Origin of the sequence: Nocardioides aromaticivorans (assembly GCF_013408525.1) — a bacterium.
Classification (GTDB): domain Bacteria; phylum Actinomycetota; class Actinomycetes; order Propionibacteriales; family Nocardioidaceae; genus Nocardioides; species Nocardioides aromaticivorans.
Map to the genome: position 1 here is coordinate 519,128 of NZ_JACBZM010000001.1, position 14,941 is coordinate 534,068.

Sequence of the window (14,941 nt, forward strand, 5' to 3'; positions counted from 1 at the left end):
CAGGCCCTTCGTGTTGTACCCCCGACCGGATTTGAACCGGCGTTACCGCCGTGAGAGGGCGACGTCCTAGGCCGCTAGACGACGGGGGCACGCTGTCTTCGGCGCTTGGCCTCGACAACGATGAGAACTTTAGAGGATCCCGAACGCGGAGGCCAAATCGGGCCGACATCCGGGCGTCCGGGAGGGGAACGAGCCTCACGGACGAGTGCCGGGAAGGCCGGGAAAGACCCGCAAAAACGGCGGAAGCCGGGCTCGTGCCCGGCTTCTCCGTGATGCTGTGGCTGGTCTACTAGGACTCGAACCTAGACTAACTGGACCAGAACCAGTCGTGCTGCCAATTACACCATAGACCACTGCTCGCGGCCCCGGTCCTTGCGGACCTGAACCGCTGGGAAACACTACACGCGGGCTTGCCGCGCCTCCAAAATGGCCCCGCTCGTCCGCGTCTCGAGGCCTCCTCGCCGGGCCGCCCAGAGGGTCAGCGCGAGATAGGACAGCGACTGCACGAGGGTCACCGGGATCGACCACCAGGTGCCGTCGGATGGCTTCAGCGTCTCGGTCATGTCACCGAAGGCGATCGCCAGGCCGAAGGCGAGGAAGTTGTTGAGGACGTGCATCGCGATGCCCGCCTCGAGCCCGCCGGTGAGCAGCACCAGCACCCCCGCCACGAGCCCGAAGGCCAGGCGGTCGAAGAAGATCGGCACGTCCTGCCCGAGGCCGTGGGCGAGCGCGAACAGCACCGCCGGTACGACGACCGCCACCGTCGCACTGACCGCGGCCGGCCAGCGGGCGGTCAGCCCGCCGCACGCCTGCGCGAGGTAGCCCCGGAACACGAACTCCTCCCCCGCCGCCTGGAGCGGCGTCAGGAGCAGCACCACGAGCAGGAAGTCGCGGCTGGCGCTGGTCCACGGGTTGGCGCCGCCGCCGAGGTCGACGGTCCCGGCGCCCTGGTCGGGCAGCAGGGTGGAGACGCCCACGGTCAAGGCGAGCGCCACGACGGCCAGCCCGAAGCAGGTCAGCAGCCACCGCCAGCGGAGCACGCCGGCCACCGAGGCCACCCAGCCCGGGCGGAGCCGGTGCAGGGCGAAGGCGACGAGCAGCGCCGACGGGATCGCGGCCGCCCAGCCGACGTTGACCAGCGCGAGATAGGACGGCGTGGCCGTGTCGCCCGACAGCTTGTCGGCGATCTCCTCGGACGAGTCGCCGGCGACCGCCAGCCAGAGCGTGACGAGCACGCCCAGCACGAGCTGGCCGGCGACGAAGAGCACCACCAGCAGCCCGACGCCGACCGGCTGGCGCCAGGCACCGGTCGGTCCGAGCAGCTGCAGCCGCTCGTAGGTCAGCCCCTGCTCGGGCGCGGCCGGCTCAGCCGAGGGCACGCTGCAACCGCCCGAGGCTGCGGTCGCGGCCGAGCAGCTCGAGGGACTCGAACAGCGGCGGGGAGATCCGGCGACCGGTCACCGCCACCCGGACCGGGCCGAAGGCATTGCGCGGCTTGAGGCCGAGCCCGTCGACGAGGGCTGTCTGGAGAGCCGTCTGGATGGCCTCCGTCGACCACGTCGGCAGGGCCGCCAGGGCGTCGTACGACGCCTGCAGGACGGGGATCCCCGCCTCGCCGATCTGCTTCGCGGCGTCGTCGGGGTCGACCTCGAAGGCGTCCTCGTCGACGAACAGGAAGGCCAGCAGCGCGCTCGCCTCCGACAGCTTGTTGATCCGCTCGGCCACCAGCGGCATCGCCAGCTCGAGCAGCTGCGCGTCCGCGTCGTTGACCGGGTCGCTGATGACGCCGTCGGCCTTGAGGAACGGGATCACCCGGTGGGTGATGTCCTCGACGGACAGCAGGCGCATGTGCGCCGCGTTGATGGCGTCGCACTTCTTGAGGTCGAAGCGGGCCGGGTTGGCGACGACGTCGCCGATCTCGAACGCCTCGACCATCTCCTCCAGGCTGAACACGTCGCGGTCGGCCGCGATCGCCCAGCCCAGCAGGGCGAGGTAGTTGAGCAGGCCCTCGGGCAGGTAGCCCTGGTCGCGGTAGGCCAGCGCGTGCGCCTCGGGGTCGCGCTTCGAGAGCTTCTTGTTGCCCTCGCCCATGACATAGGGCAGGTGGCCGAACTCCGGGGTCGCCTTCGCGATGCCGACCTCCTTGAGCGCTTCGTAGAGGGCGATCTGGCGCGGCGTGCTCGACAGGAGGTCCTCGCCGCGGAGCACGTGGGTGATCTCCATCAGCGCGTCGTCCACCGGGTTGACCAGCGTGTACAGCGGGTCGCCGTTGGCGCGGCAGAGGGCGAAGTCGGGGACGAACTCGGTCTCGAAGGTGACGTCGCCGCGGACCAGGTCCTTCCACGTGATCGAGCCGTCGGGCATCCGGAAGCGGACGACCGGCTTGCGCCCCTCGGCGAGGAAGGCGTCGACCTGCTCCTGGCTGAGCTCGCGGCAGAAGCCGTCGTAGCCCTGCACCTTGGAGCCGGCGGCCTTGCGGCGCGCGGCGGCCTCCTCGTTGGTGCAGTAGCAGTCGTAGGTGAAGCTGCTCTCCTTCAGCCGGGCGAGCGCGTCGGCGTACTTGTCGCTGCGCTCGCTCTGGAAGTACGGCGCGTAGGGGCCGCCCACCTCGGGGCCCTCGTCCCAGTCGAGGCCGAGCCAGCGCATCAGGTCGAGGATCGAGCGGAGCGACTCCTCGGTGCTGCGCTCCTTGTCGGTGTCCTCGATGCGGAAGACGAAGGTGCCACCGTGGTGGCGCGCGAACGCCCAGTTGAACAGCGCCGTGCGGATCATGCCGACGTGCGGGCTGCCCGTCGGGGAGGGGGCCATCCGGACGCGGACCGGGGTGCTGGGGGTGCTCATGCGCGTGCTTCCACCTTGTTGATCAGGGTTCCGAGGCCTTCGATCGAGACCTCGATCTCGTCGCCGACCTCCATCGGGCCGACACCCTCGGGGGTGCCGGTGAGGATGACGTCGCCGGGCAGCAGCGTCATCACGCTGGAGACGTGCGCGATGAGTGCGGGCACGTCGAAGACCATGTCGGCCGTCGTACCGTCCTGGACGACGTCGCCGTTGAGGAACGTCTGGACACGACGGCCCTCGATGAAGTCGTTCGGGTCGAGATCGGTCTCGATCCACGGCCCGAGCGGGCAGAAGGAGTCGAAACCCTTGGCCCGGGTGAACTGGCCGTCGGAGCGCTGCAGGTCGCGCGCGGTCACGTCGTTGGCGATCGTGTAGCCGTGGATCACGTCCGTCGCCTGCTCCGGGGGCACGTCGCGGCAGATCCGGCCGATGACGACGGCGAGCTCGCCCTCGTAGTGCACGTTGCTGCTCTGGCGGGGGTACTGGATCGCGTCGCCGGGGCCCACCACGCTGGTGTTCGGCTTGAGGAACATGAGCGGCTCGGACGGTACGTCGTTGCCGAGCTCGGCTGCGTGGGCGGCGTAGTTGCGGCCGATCCCGACGACCTTGCTCCGCGGCAGGACGGGCGCCAGCAGGCGCACCTCGTCGAGGCGGTACTCCTTCTCGAGGAGCTTGATGCCGACGTAGAGCGGGTCTCCGGCGAGGCCGACGATGACCGCGTCGTCGCCGGGCTGGCCGTACTCGTCGAGGTCGCCGGTCAGGACGCCGTAGGCGGGCTCTTCACCGGTCGTGAATCTGACGATGCGCACCCGCCGAGCCTATCGACCCGGCGGGCGCACAGCGCCATCGCAGTCGCTGCACTCAGACGAAGAGCATGCCGCCGTCGATGAGCACCGACTGGCCGGTCATGTAGTCGGAGTCCGGGCCGGTCAGGTAGGAGACCAGCCCAGCGACGTCCTCCCCCGTCGACACGCGCCCCAGCGCGATGCCCGCCGCCATCGCCTTCATCGACTCACCCTCCTCGACGTGGTTGATCTCGCCGAGGTCGTGGTCGATCTCCTCCCACATGGTCGTGTCGACGATGCCGGGGCAGTAGGCGTTGACGGTGATCCCGTGCTCCGCCCACTCCTGTGCCGCCGACTGGGTCAGCGAGCGCACGGCGAACTTCGAGGAGCAGTAGACCCCGAGCAGCGCGAAGCCCTTGTGCGCCGCGATCGAGGCGGCGCCGATGATCTTGCCGCCGGTGCCCTGGGCGATCATCTGGCGCGCTGCCTCGGTGTAGCAGAGGAAGACGCCACGGCCGTTCACGGCGTGGACCCGGTCGTACTCCTCGGGACTGACGTCGAGCAGGGCCTTGGTCTGCGCGATCCCGGCGTTGGCGACCATCACGTCCAGCGAGCCCAGCGCGGCGACCGTGTCCGCCACGAGTCGTCGTACCGACGGCGCATCGGACACGTCGCCGTGCAGCGCCACCGCCTTCACGCCGAGGTCCTCGATCTCCTGGCGGGTCGCGTCGAGCTCCCCCGCCATGCCCGGCAGGTCGGACACGGCGACGTCGTGGCCGTCCTTGGCGAGTCGCAGGGCGATCGCCTTTCCGATACCCCGGGCCGCTCCGGTGACGTGCGCTGTGCTCATGGCGATCTTCCTCTTCGACGTCGGTTCGTGGCCGAACCGTGGGCCGCCGACGCTGGCAGGGCGTCGCGTCGGGCACCACCGTTGCGGCGGTGTTGCAGACCGTCGCGGCCTAGGCTTGGCGGTCGTGAGGGTCAGGACGCCGGTCGAGCCGGGCGCTGCATGGCGGGAGCAGGCCATGGAGCACGCCGCGCGCATCGACCGCTACGTCGCGCCGCACCTCGCCCGCCGCGAGGCTCGCGTGAAGCACCCCGTGTTCGACTTCCTCTTCACCTACTACTCCCACCGGCCCAGCCAGCTGCGGCGTTGGCACCCGGGCTTCGGCGTCGTGCTGGAGGACGCCGCCGAGTACGCCGACCTCAAGGGCTACGGACCGGTCGGCTCCGACGTGACCGTCACACCGTCGTACGTCGCCTCACAGCTCCCCGTGATCACGGCGATCCACCGGCTGCTGACCGCGACGGCAGCCCGCGCGCCGCACTTCGGCTGCTTCGGCCTGCACGAGTGGGCGATGGTCTACCGGCTCACCGAGGACCAGACCCGGCACGCCGACTGGCCACTGCGCCTGGGCCCCACCGGCACCGACGAGGTCGTCGAGGGACACCGGATCGCCTGCTCCCACTTCGACGCGTTCCGCTTCTTCACTCCCCCGGCGCGTCCACTGAACACGCTCTCCCCCGGCCGCGACGACCGCCCCGCGTTCGAGCAGCCGGCCTGCCTGCACGCGGGGATGGACCTCTACAAGCACGCCTTCCGGCTCTCCCCGATGGTGTCCTCCGACCTGGTCGCCGACTGCTTCGAGCTCGCCTGGGACATCCGCACCCTCGACATGCGCGCGGCGCCGTACGACCTCGCCGACCTGGGCTTCGAGCCGGTCCGGATCGAGACGGCCGAGGGCAAGGCCGCGTACGCCGACGCGCAGCGCGCCTTCGCCGAGCGCGGCCGACCGCTGCGGGAGCGGCTCATCGAGGAGTGCGAGCGGCTGCTCGCCGTCAGTCGCTGACCTCGCCGAGGCAGCGCAGGCAGTTGCCCCGGCGGGTGCGCTTGCGCCCGTGCTGGGGTGGCTCGCAGATCATGTCCCGCATCTCGGCCACCATGAGGCGCTGCACCGCGCGGCGGGCCTCGGGTGCGATGTCGGTCCACATCGAGGTGAAGGCGCCCAGCACCCTGCCCTCCACGTCGCGCTGGCGCATCGCGATCCCGCTCGCCACGCGCCACTCGACGGAGTCGATGAGGTGGAGCAGTTCGGGCAGGATCTCGGGCGGCACGGCCTCCGGGGTACGACGGACCTCCTTCGGACGCGGGTCCTCGCCGCCACAGAACGCGACCAGTGCGAGGTCGAGGTCGGTCGGGCCCTGGGTGACGCGGTCCACCAAGGCGCGACCCTCCTCACCGAGGCCCTCCTGGTCACAACCCCGGAGGAACCCGTCGCGGCTCCAGCGGGTCCCGCCGAGCCAGTCCACGAGCTCCTCGTCGTCGGCGAGCAGGATCGTGTCGAGCGCCGCGGCGACCCGGCGCGGGTCGGGCAGCCGGCTCAGGTCGTCGTTCGACCGGTGACGACAACGCGTCACGAGCACAGCGGCCAGCAGCATGCGACGGACCCGGTCCTGCCCGAGGACCTCCAGGTGCTGCTCGGTCATCGGCCAGTCGAACTCGCCGACCCGGTCGGCGTCGGAGGCGTACTGGGCGAGGTGGAGTCGGAGGTCCCCTCCCGCGCGCGTGACGTACGGTCCCCAGCCGGGGAAGCGCCCCCCGAACACGACGTCGTCCACCCCGGGAGTATCGCGCAGGGACCGTCACCCACCGTTGGTTGAGGTGCGAGGCGCGCCAGCGCCGAGCCTCGAAACCTCTGGCTCTGGTGCACCTGCTGTGCCCTTCGGTTTGTCGGTGGTTGGGTTTTCAGGCGCAGCGACGAGAGCGGTGGGCGGGTGGCTGGGTTCCGGTTGTCGGGTGCGGTCGGGCAGCTCGGCGAGTCACTCCTTGCGCCACCTGTCGTCCACAAGGTCTGGTGGGAGCGCGGTTGTGCACAGGTGGGTTTCGGGCCGGCTGGTTGTGTCGGTGCCCCGTGATCCAATACACGTATGGCCACTCGAGACCGACACCACGCACTGGCGGACATGTCCGCCGACGCAGTGCTGTCGTTCGTCGAGCAGCGGCATGCTGCCCGGCTCGATGCCGAGCGCGACATCCTGGAAGCCGCCTACCAGTGGGCGGTCCTGCACTCACCCGACGCCCTGCCGGCGTCGGACCGTCGCGGACGTGAGCGGGCGAAGCCTGCTGGTGCGGTGGGTACGCCGCGGATCACGGAGTACGCCGCGGCGGCCTTCGGCGCCCGCATCCAGACGTCACCGTACGGCGCGAAGAGGCTCATTGCGGACGCGGTCGACCTCGTCCACCGCCTCCCCAAGCTCTGGGCCGGCGTCCAAGCCGGGAAAGTGCGGTCCACGCATGCGCGTCATGTCGCCGACGCGACACGTGAACTGTCGGCCGAGGAGGCCGCCTGGGTGGACGGGGAGGTCGTCGAGATCGCCGACGGCCGGCTCGCCTGGTCGCGGTTCGAAGCCATCGTGGAGGGCAAGGTCGCCGCCGCCTCCCCCGAGCTCGCCCGAGCCAAGGAAGAAGCCGCCGCCAAGGACAACTACGTCCGGGTCTCGCGGATCAACAAGCACGGCAAGGCCACCCTCACCTTTCACGCCGACGCGGCCCTCATCTTCGGTTCCAACGCAGGTGTCACGGCCGTGGCCAAGGCGCTGGAGGAGCAGATGCCCGACGCCACCAAGAACGAGCGCCGCGTCGCGGCCCTTGCCCTCCTGACCAATCCTCAGGCCCACGTCGACCTCACGGTGGGTCCGGTGAAGCCGAAGGTCGAGATCGTCCTGCACTGCACCCCCGACTCCGCGATCGCCCGGATGGAAGGCCACGGACCGCTCACGGTCGAGTACGTCCGCCACCTCGTCGACCATTACGCCAGCGGCGTGAAGGTCCAACCGGTCATCGACCTCAACCAGGGAGCCGCGGTCGACGCCTATGAGATCCCGGCCAAGCTGCGTGAGGCCGTGCACCTCATTCACCCCGGCGACACCTTCCCGTTCGCGGCGAACCTCTCCCGCAAGGTCGATCTGGACCACCAGGTCCCGTATTCCGAAGGTGGCACCACGTCAACTGACAACCTGGGGCCGTTGACGAGGACCCATCACCGCATCAAGACACACGCCGGCTGGGACGTACGACAACCCTTCCCCGGGATCGTCATCTGGCGAGACCCACACGGGGCCCACTACCTGGTCGACCAGACCGGAACACGCAAAGTCACCGCCGCCTGACCAGCATGGAGACGTCAGTCTCGTGCGCGCTTCCCGGGCTTCTGAGGTCCCCTGACCCACCGCACGACCAGGTCGCCGACAGCGACGACCATGAGGACCGCGCCCACGACGATCACGCTTCCCAGCGCCTCGCTCAGGCTGTCAGGCCCACGCGTCGGGCCACTCCTCTCGTTCCTGATGTCCTCCGGAACGAGCAGGAAGAGCGCCAATGCGATGCCACACAGCACCAACCCCACGACGAACATCACCGCGATCTTCGTGGATCGACGCCGGTCGACGGCACGTTGACGGGGATCCACCCACCCACCCTACGAAGGAGCTGCGCCCCTCCGCCGGGAAGGGGCGAAGGGGCGCAGCGGCGGGCGTCTCAGGACCAGGCGGTCACTCCGCCGAGACCGGAGCGAGCTGGCCCGAGAGGTTCGGGTCGTCGTTCTCCGCGAGGTAGGGCTGGACGCGCTCGTCGAAGAAGACCTTCTTGAGCTTCTCGACCTGGGGGTCGTCGAGGTAGGCGGTGCCGACGACGAGCTGGCCGGCGAACTCCTTGGGGGCGTCGGGCTCGAAGATCCGGTACTTCTCGGGGGTGCCGGCGTCGACGAAGGACATGTTGTAGTCGATGACGGCGTCGACGGAGTCGAGGGTGCGGGGACCGGCGCCGTACTCCATGTAGGTGAACTTGTAGCCGCCGATGTTGTCGGCGATGTCCTGCTCGGTGGCGGCCCACGGGTCGACGCCGTCCTTGAAGGTGAGCTTGCCGGCGCGCTCGAGGATCCACAGCGCCTGCGCGGTGTTCGCGGGGTCGTTGAGGAGGGCGATCGTGGCGCCCTTCGGCAGGTCGTCGAGCGAGGCGTGCTTGGTCGAGTAGACCGAGTACGACCACTGGAAGACCTCGCCCAGCGCGGTGAGCTCCATGCCCGTGGAGTCGGTGACCTGCTTCAGCCAGTGCTTGTGCTGGTAGATGTTGGCGATGTACTTGCCGTCGGCGGTCGCCTGGTCGAGCTGGTTGCCGTCCTCGATGCCGACGCCCTCGATGGTCACGCCGTAGTCCGGCGCGATCTCCTTGTTGAGGTAGTCGAGGAACGCCTTCTCGGAGGCGCTGCTGGCCTGGTAGGCGATCTGGAAGTCGTTGCCGAAGTGGCTGCCGGCGACGGTCTTGTCGTCGTCGCCGGTGAACTTGAGGACGAGGACCAGGGCGAGCGCGAGGACGACCACGGCACCGACGGCGGGCCAGAGCCACTTGCGGCGCGAGCCGCCGAGGTCGATGAGGTCCCTCTCCTCGTCCGCGGCTCGCTTGCCGGGCTGCTGGGTGGTGGACATGACGGTTCCTTTCAGTGGGTCAGCGCCCGGACGACCCGGTCACCGGAGAACTGGATGAGCTGGACGAGAGCGATCAGCAGCACGATGCAGGCGATCATGATGTTGTCGTCGAAGCGCCGGTAGCCGTAGTTGACGGCCAGGTAGCCGACGCCGCCGGAGCCGATGGCTCCCGCGATCGCGGAGTACTCGATCATCGCGATCACGTTGAGGGTCAGGCCGGCCGCGAGCCCGGGAAGCGCCTCGCGCAGCTGGATCGAGGTGACGATCTGCCGCTTGCTGCTGCCGCCGGCGAGGCCGACGTCGAGCAGCTCGCGCGGCACCTCGCGCACGGCGTTCTCGGTCAGCCGCGCGAAGAAGGCGATGCCGGCGATCGACATCGGGATCAGCGCGGCCTGGAAGCCGATGGTGGTGCCGAAGACCAGCTTGGTCACCGGGATCACGGCGGCCATCAGGACGAGGAAGGGCAGCGACCGCCCGAGGTTGGCCACCCAGCTGATCGACACGTGCACGGCGCGGTTGGGGAAGAGCCCGAGCGGCGAGGTGTTGAAGATCAGCAGGCCGAGCGGGCCGCCGACCAGCACCACGATCGCCATCACGAGGCCGACCATGCGGAAGGTCTCGCCCAGGGCGGGAAGCATCAGGTCCGGTACGTCGGACCAGGGCGTGCCGAGCAGCGCGATCATGCGGCACCCACTCCCGAGCCGGCCGGGACGGCACGCAGGACGGCGCCCTCGACGGGCTCGGCGACGACGCCGTGGCGGCCGAGGACCTCGACCACGCGCCGGTCGTCGAGCCGCGGGTCCAGCCCGAGGGTCAGCCGGCCGACCCGACTGTCGCCCGCCGCCTCCACGAGCGCGGCGAGCACCGCGATGTCGGTGTCGAGCTCGCGTCCCGCCTGGGCCAGCCAGACCGGCGAGACGGCAGCAGCCTCGTAGCGCACGCTCCACGCCCGAAGGTCGTCGTCGGCCGGGACCGGCGGCATCGGCAGGAGTGCCCGCGAGAGCGCCGAGTCCGATCGTCGTACGACGTCGGCGACGGTGCCCTGCTCGACGATCCTGCCGTGGTCCAGCTGGGCCACCAGGTCGGCGATCGAGCGCACGACGTCCATCTCGTGGGTGATCACGAGGATCGTGACGCCGAGGTCGTCGCGCAGCTCGGTGAGCAGGTCGAGGATCGCGCGGGTGCTCTCGGGGTCGAGGCCGGAGGTGGCCTCGTCGGACAGGAGCACGGCCGGCTGCAGGGCGAGGCCGCGCGCGATGCCGATCCGCTGGCGCTGCCCGCCGGACAACTGGGACGGGTAGTGGTTGGCGCGGTGGACCATGCCCACGCGCTCGAGCAGGTCACCGACCCGGCGTCGTACCTCCTGCTCGGGCAGGCCGGCGTGCCGCATCGGCAGCGCGACGTTCTGCGCGGCGGTGAGCCGGCGCAGGAGGTTGGCGGACTGGAAGACCGTGCCGATCTGGCGGCGCGCCTCGCGCAGGTCGCGGCGCGAGAGCCGGGTGAGGTCCTGCCCGTTGACGGCGATCGCGCCGCTGGTCGGCCGCTCGAGGAGGTTGATGCAGCGCGCCAGCGTGCTCTTGCCGGCCCCGCTCGGGCCGACCACGGCGGCGATCTGCCCCTCCTCGACGACGAGGTCGATCCCGTCGAGGACGGTGGTCGTCCCGTAGGACTTCGTGAGCGCGGTGATCTCGATCATCCGGCACCCCCTTGCCAGTCGTGAAATGTTTCTCGACTGACTTTATGGACTTTGAGTCCCGGCGCCAGAGATCAAGGTCACCTCGCAGCCACGGAGGTCCCGATCCCCCGATCAGCGCGACCTTGCAGCGACGCCGGTCGGCCCGTGGCTCAGCGAGCCGCGATGCCGTCGTACATGACGGCGCGGATGGCGGCACTCAGCCGCGCCTGGCGCTCGGGCGTCGGGTCGCGCAGCGCCGCGAGGACGGAGCCGAGGATCATGCCGTTGATGGCCTGGGCGGTCGGCTCGACGTCGAGGTCCGCGCGGAGGTAGCCGACCTGCACGCCGTGCTCCAGGTAGGCAGCGGTGAGCGGGGTCGTGAGCTCGAACAGGTCGAGCATCTTGTCGCGCATCGCGTCGTCGATGCCGGCGGCGGCGATCAGCAGCTGGGGCACGCGCGGGTCCTCGGCGAAGATCCGGGCGAGCGCCTCGCCGATCCGCGCACTCTGCTCCCGGTAGCCCTCGAGGGTGTCGACGGCGTCGGGGGCGTTCTCCGCGCCGAGGGTCTCGACGATGCGCGCGATCAGGTCGTCGATGACGTGCTCGACGATGTCGCGCTTGTTCTCGAAGTAGCGGTAGAAGGTCCCGTGGCCGATGCCCAGGCGCGCGGCGATGTCGGCGATGCCGGTCGCGTGGTAGCCCTGCTCGGCGAAGCAGGCGAAGGCGGCGTCGATGATCTCGCGGCGCGTCTCGGCCTTGCGCCGCTCCAGCCTCGAGAGTCCCGGGTCCACCGTCGTCATGACCTCGGAGCCTATTGCAGATGCCCGAAAATGACGATACGTTCCGCAACTGACACACCATTCCGTTTCGACCTCAGGGGGCTTCGTGGGACGCGCACTGGTGATCGGGTGCGGCGGCACCCTGGGCTTCGCCTGGACGGCCGCCGTCCTCGCCGAGCTCGAGCGGCAGGGCTGGGACCCGCGCACGGCCGACGTGCTCGTCGGTACGTCGGCGGGGGCCGAGTTGGTCGCGATGCTGGGCTCGGGCATCCGGGCGTCCGCGATCGACGCCGCGACGGACCGGAAGGTCGCCGCGCACCTCTCCTCCCCCGGCGCCCCCGGAAGGCTGCCCGGCCTGCCGCGCCCCTGGCTGCCTGGCCTCGGCCTGACCCGTGCCGCCCTCACCCGCCGCGTCGACGTGCTCGCCGGGCTCGCCGGCCTCCTCCCGCGCGGCGGCGGCGACCCGCACTGGCTGGTGGAGCTGGGGGACGCGCTCGCCACCCGCGACGGCTGGACCAGGCACCCGGCGACCTGGCTGGTCGCGGCCGACGCCGCCACGGGTGGGCGGATCGCGCTCGGCCACCCCGACGCACCGCGGGCCACCCTCGGCGAGGCGATCGCCGCGTCGTGGGCGATCCCGGGCTGGTTCCCGCCGGTCACGATCGACGGGCACCGGCTGCTCGACGGGGGCGCGGTCTCCCCCACCTCCGCGGACCTGCTGCTTTCCGAGATCGCCGCCGGGCGGATCGACGAGGTCGTGGTCGTCGCCCCGATGTCGAGCCACGGCGGCGCTCCGGCGAAGGGTGCCGCCCGGCTCGAGCGCCTCCTGCGCCACCCGATGACCCGCCGCGTCGACCGCGAGGTCGCGCTCCTCCGCGCCGCCGGCGCCCGGGTCTCCCGCATCGAGCCCACCCGCGCGGACCTCGACGCGATGGGCCCCAACTTCATGGACGCCGCCCGCCTCGACGACGTGCGCGCGACCGCCCGCACCAACGCCCCGTCCCTCGTCACCCGACGCCTGAAGACCCTGGAGCTGACCCGATGACCCGACCCGCCCGCATCGACCTCGACGGCGCCCACGTCGTCATCACGGGCGGCGCCCGCGGCATCGGCCGCGCCACCGCGGAGGCCTTCCTGGCGCGCGGCGCCAGGGTGTCCGTCGGCGACCTCGACCTCGCCGCCGCCACCCGGACCGCCGAGGAGACCGGTGCCAGCGCCCACCAGGTCGACGTGGCCGACGCGGCGTCGTACGACGCCTTCGTCGACGCCGCCGAGGCGGAGCACGGTCCCGTGGACGTCCTGGTCAACAACGCCGGCGTGATGCCGAGCGGCGCCTTCCTGGAGCAGACGCCGGCCACGGACCGGCTGACCATGGAGGTCAACGTGCAGGGCGTGCTCAACGGCATGCGCCGGGTGCTGCCGGGGATGGTCGAGCGCCGCCGCGGGCACGTCGTCAACATCGCCTCGCTGGCCGGGAAGTTCCCGGTCCCCGGTCTGGCGGTCTACAACGCCAGCAAGTTCGCGGTGGTCGGGCTGACCGCCGCGACGCGCCTGGAGATGGCGCCCCACGGCGTCACCCTGACCGCGATCCTGCCCTCGGCCGTCGACACCGACCTCGCCTCCGGCTTCGACATGAAGCCGATCCCGAAGGTGAAGCCCGGCGACATCGCCGACGCCGTCGTCGACTCGGTGCGCAACCGCGCCGCCGAGATCGCCGTCCCCCGCTACGTCGGCGCGCTGGCCGCCGGCACCCACCTCGTCCCGGTCCCCGTCATGGACCGGGTCCGCAAGGTCGTCCGCGGCGACCGCGCCCTCCACCCCGACGACGTCGCGCGAGCGGCGTACACCGCCAGGCTCGACGCCGCCACCGATCGGAGCAACCGATGACCACCCACATCCACGACGCCGTCATCGTCGGCGCCGGCTTCGGCGGCATGGGTGCCGCGATCCAGCTCAAGCGCCTCGGGTACGACGACCTGGTGATCCTCGAGCGCGAGGACGACCTCGGCGGCACCTGGCACGTCAACCGCTACCCCGGTCTCGCCGTCGACATCCCGAGCTCGACCTACTCCTACTCCTTCGAGCCGAACCCGCACTGGACGCGGCTGTTCGCGCCCGGGCCGGAGCTCAAGGCCTACGCGGTGCACGTGGCCGACAAGTACGACCTGCGCCGCCACATGCGCTTCGACACCGTCGTCGAGGGCGCGCGCTGGGACGAGGAGACGTCGACCTGGCGCGTCTCCCTCGAGGGCGGCGAGAGCGTCGTCGGCCGCTTCCTGCTGACCGCGACCGGCTTCCTCTCCCAGCCGAAGCTGCCCGACATCCCGGGGGTCGAGGACTTCGCCGGGACGGTCATGCACACGACCCGCTGGGACGACGGCATCGACCTGCAGGGCAAGCGGATCGGCATCATCGGCACGGGCGCGACCGCCGTGCAGCTGATCCCCGAGCTGGCGAAGGTGGCCGACCACCTCACCGTCTACCAGCGCACGCCGATCTACGTGAGCCCCAAGATGGACGGCCCGGTGCCCGGCGTCGTGCGCGGGGCGTTCGCGAAGGTGCCGCTGACCCAGAAGGCCACCCGCCTGGTCGGCACGTCGATCCTCGAGCTGCTGATGGTCGCCGGCGTCCTGCACTTCCGCGACCTCCCGGCGGCCAACCAGATCGGCAAGCGGGTCTGCGAGGCGCACCTGCGCCGCCAGGTCAAGGACCCGGAGCTGCGGGCGAAGCTGACGCCGGACTACGACTTCGGGTGCAAGCGCCCGACCTTCAGCAACACCTACTTCCCGACCTTCACCAAGCCGCACGTCGACCTGGAGACGACCACGATCGACCACGTCGACGCGGCGGGGATCGTGACCGCGGACGGCAACCGGGCCGACCTCGACGTCCTGGTGCTCGCCACGGGCTTCAACCTGTGGGACACCAACTTCCCGGCCATCGAGGTGATCGGCCGCGAGGGCCGCGACCTCGGCAAGTGGTGGCGCGAGACCCGGTTCCAGGCCTACGAGGGCATCGCGGTGCCGAAGTTCCCGAACTTCTTCTCGCTCAACAGTCCCTACTCCTACTCGGGCCTGTCCTACTTCACGACCATCGAGACCCAGATGGCCCACATGGAGCGGCTGCTCAAGGCGATGGCGAAGCGTGGCGCCGACGTCGTCGAGGTCACCGAGGAGGCCAACGACGCCTTCCTGGAGCGGATGACCGGCCTGCTCGGGAACTCGGTGTTCTCCGCCGGGAGCTGCTCGACCGCGCGGAGCTACTACTTCAACCAGCACGGCGAAGCCGTGCTGCTTCGACCGACGTCGACGCTGTCGGCACACCGCGAGGCGGTGCGGTTCCCGCTGGACGACTACGAGTACCGCACCGCCTGACGG

At 70.7% G+C, this 14,941-nt stretch carries 15 protein-coding genes and 2 tRNA genes; 5 read left to right on the top strand and 12 right to left on the bottom strand.

All coding sequences use genetic code 11. From position 1 onward, the window contains the following. Positions 1-16: 16 nt before the first annotated feature. From BJ993_RS02440 to BJ993_RS02465, 6 genes are all read right to left on the bottom strand, one after another. A tRNA-Glu gene (locus tag BJ993_RS02440) sits at positions 17-89 on the bottom strand. A 189-nt stretch (positions 90-278) separates the two neighbouring features. Beyond that, a tRNA-Gln gene (locus tag BJ993_RS02445) sits at positions 279-353 on the bottom strand. A gap of 45 nt (positions 354-398) precedes the next feature. Then, positions 399-1,379 (bottom strand): CPBP family glutamic-type intramembrane protease, encoded by a 981-nt coding sequence (locus BJ993_RS02450; protein WP_179647599.1) that lies wholly within the window; start codon positions 1,377-1,379, stop codon positions 399-401. Next, complete coding sequence (gene gltX, locus BJ993_RS02455) at positions 1,366-2,841, bottom strand: glutamate--tRNA ligase (RefSeq protein ID WP_179647600.1); 1,476 nt, start codon at positions 2,839-2,841, stop codon at positions 1,366-1,368. Before gltX ends, BJ993_RS02450 begins: the two co-directional genes overlap by 14 nt. Continuing rightward, complete coding sequence (locus BJ993_RS02460; RefSeq protein ID WP_036546854.1) at positions 2,838-3,650, bottom strand: fumarylacetoacetate hydrolase family protein; 813 nt, start codon at positions 3,648-3,650, stop codon at positions 2,838-2,840. The genes gltX and BJ993_RS02460 overlap by 4 nt, the downstream gene beginning before the upstream one ends. 52 nt (positions 3,651-3,702) lie before the next feature. Beyond that, complete coding sequence (locus BJ993_RS02465) at positions 3,703-4,476, bottom strand: acetoin reductase (RefSeq protein ID WP_179647601.1); 774 nt, start codon at positions 4,474-4,476, stop codon at positions 3,703-3,705. 124 nt (positions 4,477-4,600) lie between these two features. Here BJ993_RS02465 and BJ993_RS02470 point away from each other — a divergent pair, with 124 nt between their 5' ends. Continuing rightward, positions 4,601-5,476, top strand: coding sequence for a 3-methyladenine DNA glycosylase (locus tag BJ993_RS02470; protein WP_308645454.1), 876 nt, complete (start codon positions 4,601-4,603; stop codon positions 5,474-5,476). Here the strand turns inward: BJ993_RS02470 and BJ993_RS02475 are convergent. After that, positions 5,466-6,245, bottom strand: coding sequence for a DUF6357 family protein (locus BJ993_RS02475; protein ID WP_179647602.1), 780 nt, complete (start codon positions 6,243-6,245; stop codon positions 5,466-5,468). The genes BJ993_RS02470 and BJ993_RS02475 overlap by 11 nt on opposite strands. Positions 6,246-6,590: 345 nt before the next feature. On the opposite strand from BJ993_RS02475, the gene BJ993_RS02480 reads away from it, so the two are divergent. After that, complete coding sequence (locus BJ993_RS02480) at positions 6,591-7,796, top strand: HNH endonuclease signature motif containing protein (RefSeq protein ID WP_179647603.1); 1,206 nt, start codon at positions 6,591-6,593, stop codon at positions 7,794-7,796. Positions 7,797-7,810: 14 nt separating this feature from the next. On the opposite strand, the gene BJ993_RS02485 is transcribed toward BJ993_RS02480, so the two are convergent. The 5 genes from BJ993_RS02485 to BJ993_RS02505 form a co-directional block, all read right to left on the bottom strand. Beyond that, on the bottom strand, positions 7,811-8,095 hold the full coding sequence (locus BJ993_RS02485; protein WP_179647604.1) for a hypothetical protein: 285 nt from the start codon (positions 8,093-8,095) through the stop codon (positions 7,811-7,813). Between the two features lie 82 nt (positions 8,096-8,177). Continuing rightward, positions 8,178-9,110 carry a MetQ/NlpA family ABC transporter substrate-binding protein gene (locus BJ993_RS02490; RefSeq protein WP_179647605.1) on the bottom strand — a complete coding sequence of 311 codons (933 nt, stop codon included), beginning with the start codon at positions 9,108-9,110 and terminating at the stop codon, positions 8,178-8,180. Positions 9,111-9,121: 11 nt separating this feature from the next. After that, complete coding sequence (locus tag BJ993_RS02495; protein ID WP_036546863.1) at positions 9,122-9,793, bottom strand: methionine ABC transporter permease; 672 nt, start codon at positions 9,791-9,793, stop codon at positions 9,122-9,124. Next, the gene (locus BJ993_RS02500) at positions 9,790-10,806 is read right to left on the bottom strand and encodes a methionine ABC transporter ATP-binding protein (RefSeq protein WP_179647606.1); all 1,017 of its coding nucleotides are present in this window, start codon (positions 10,804-10,806) and stop codon (positions 9,790-9,792) included. Before BJ993_RS02500 ends, BJ993_RS02495 begins: the two co-directional genes overlap by 4 nt. A 149-nt stretch (positions 10,807-10,955) precedes the next feature. Further along, positions 10,956-11,585 (bottom strand): TetR/AcrR family transcriptional regulator, encoded by a 630-nt coding sequence (locus tag BJ993_RS02505; protein WP_179647607.1) that lies wholly within the window; start codon positions 11,583-11,585, stop codon positions 10,956-10,958. Positions 11,586-11,670: 85 nt separating this feature from the next. Here BJ993_RS02505 and BJ993_RS02510 point away from each other — a divergent pair, with 85 nt between their 5' ends. From BJ993_RS02510 to BJ993_RS02520, 3 genes are read left to right on the top strand one after another with little or no spacing between them, the layout of a single operon-like run. Continuing rightward, complete coding sequence (locus BJ993_RS02510; protein ID WP_218864585.1) at positions 11,671-12,609, top strand: patatin-like phospholipase family protein; 939 nt, start codon at positions 11,671-11,673, stop codon at positions 12,607-12,609. Further along, positions 12,606-13,451, top strand: coding sequence for an SDR family oxidoreductase (locus tag BJ993_RS02515; RefSeq protein ID WP_179647608.1), 846 nt, complete (start codon positions 12,606-12,608; stop codon positions 13,449-13,451). The genes BJ993_RS02510 and BJ993_RS02515 overlap by 4 nt, the downstream gene beginning before the upstream one ends. Beyond that, a complete protein-coding gene (locus tag BJ993_RS02520; RefSeq protein ID WP_179647609.1) occupies positions 13,448-14,938 on the top strand; it encodes a flavin-containing monooxygenase in 1,491 nt (496 codons plus the stop codon). The genes BJ993_RS02515 and BJ993_RS02520 overlap by 4 nt, the downstream gene beginning before the upstream one ends. Positions 14,939-14,941: the final 3 nt, after the last annotated feature.

Excerpts from the sequence above, each read along its gene's own strand:
- BJ993_RS02490 (WP_179647605.1), bottom strand. The coding sequence starts at position 9,110 with ATGTCCACCACCCAGCAGCCCGGCAAGCGAGCCGCGGACGAGGAGAGG.
- BJ993_RS02480 (WP_179647603.1), top strand. The coding sequence starts at position 6,591 with ATGTCCGCCGACGCAGTGCTGTCGTTCGTCGAGCAGCGGCATGCTGCC.
- BJ993_RS02505 (WP_179647607.1), bottom strand. The coding sequence starts at position 11,585 with ATGACGACGGTGGACCCGGGACTCTCGAGGCTGGAGCGGCGCAAGGCC.
- gltX (WP_179647600.1), bottom strand. The coding sequence starts at position 2,841 with ATGAGCACCCCCAGCACCCCGGTCCGCGTCCGGATGGCCCCCTCCCCG.
- BJ993_RS02465 (WP_179647601.1), bottom strand. The coding sequence starts at position 4,476 with ATGAGCACAGCGCACGTCACCGGAGCGGCCCGGGGTATCGGAAAGGCG.
- BJ993_RS02500 (WP_179647606.1), bottom strand. The coding sequence starts at position 10,806 with ATGATCGAGATCACCGCGCTCACGAAGTCCTACGGGACGACCACCGTC.
- BJ993_RS02520 (WP_179647609.1), top strand. The coding sequence starts at position 13,448 with ATGACCACCCACATCCACGACGCCGTCATCGTCGGCGCCGGCTTCGGC.
- BJ993_RS02495 (WP_036546863.1), bottom strand. The coding sequence starts at position 9,793 with ATGATCGCGCTGCTCGGCACGCCCTGGTCCGACGTACCGGACCTGATG.
- BJ993_RS02515 (WP_179647608.1), top strand. The coding sequence starts at position 12,606 with ATGACCCGACCCGCCCGCATCGACCTCGACGGCGCCCACGTCGTCATC.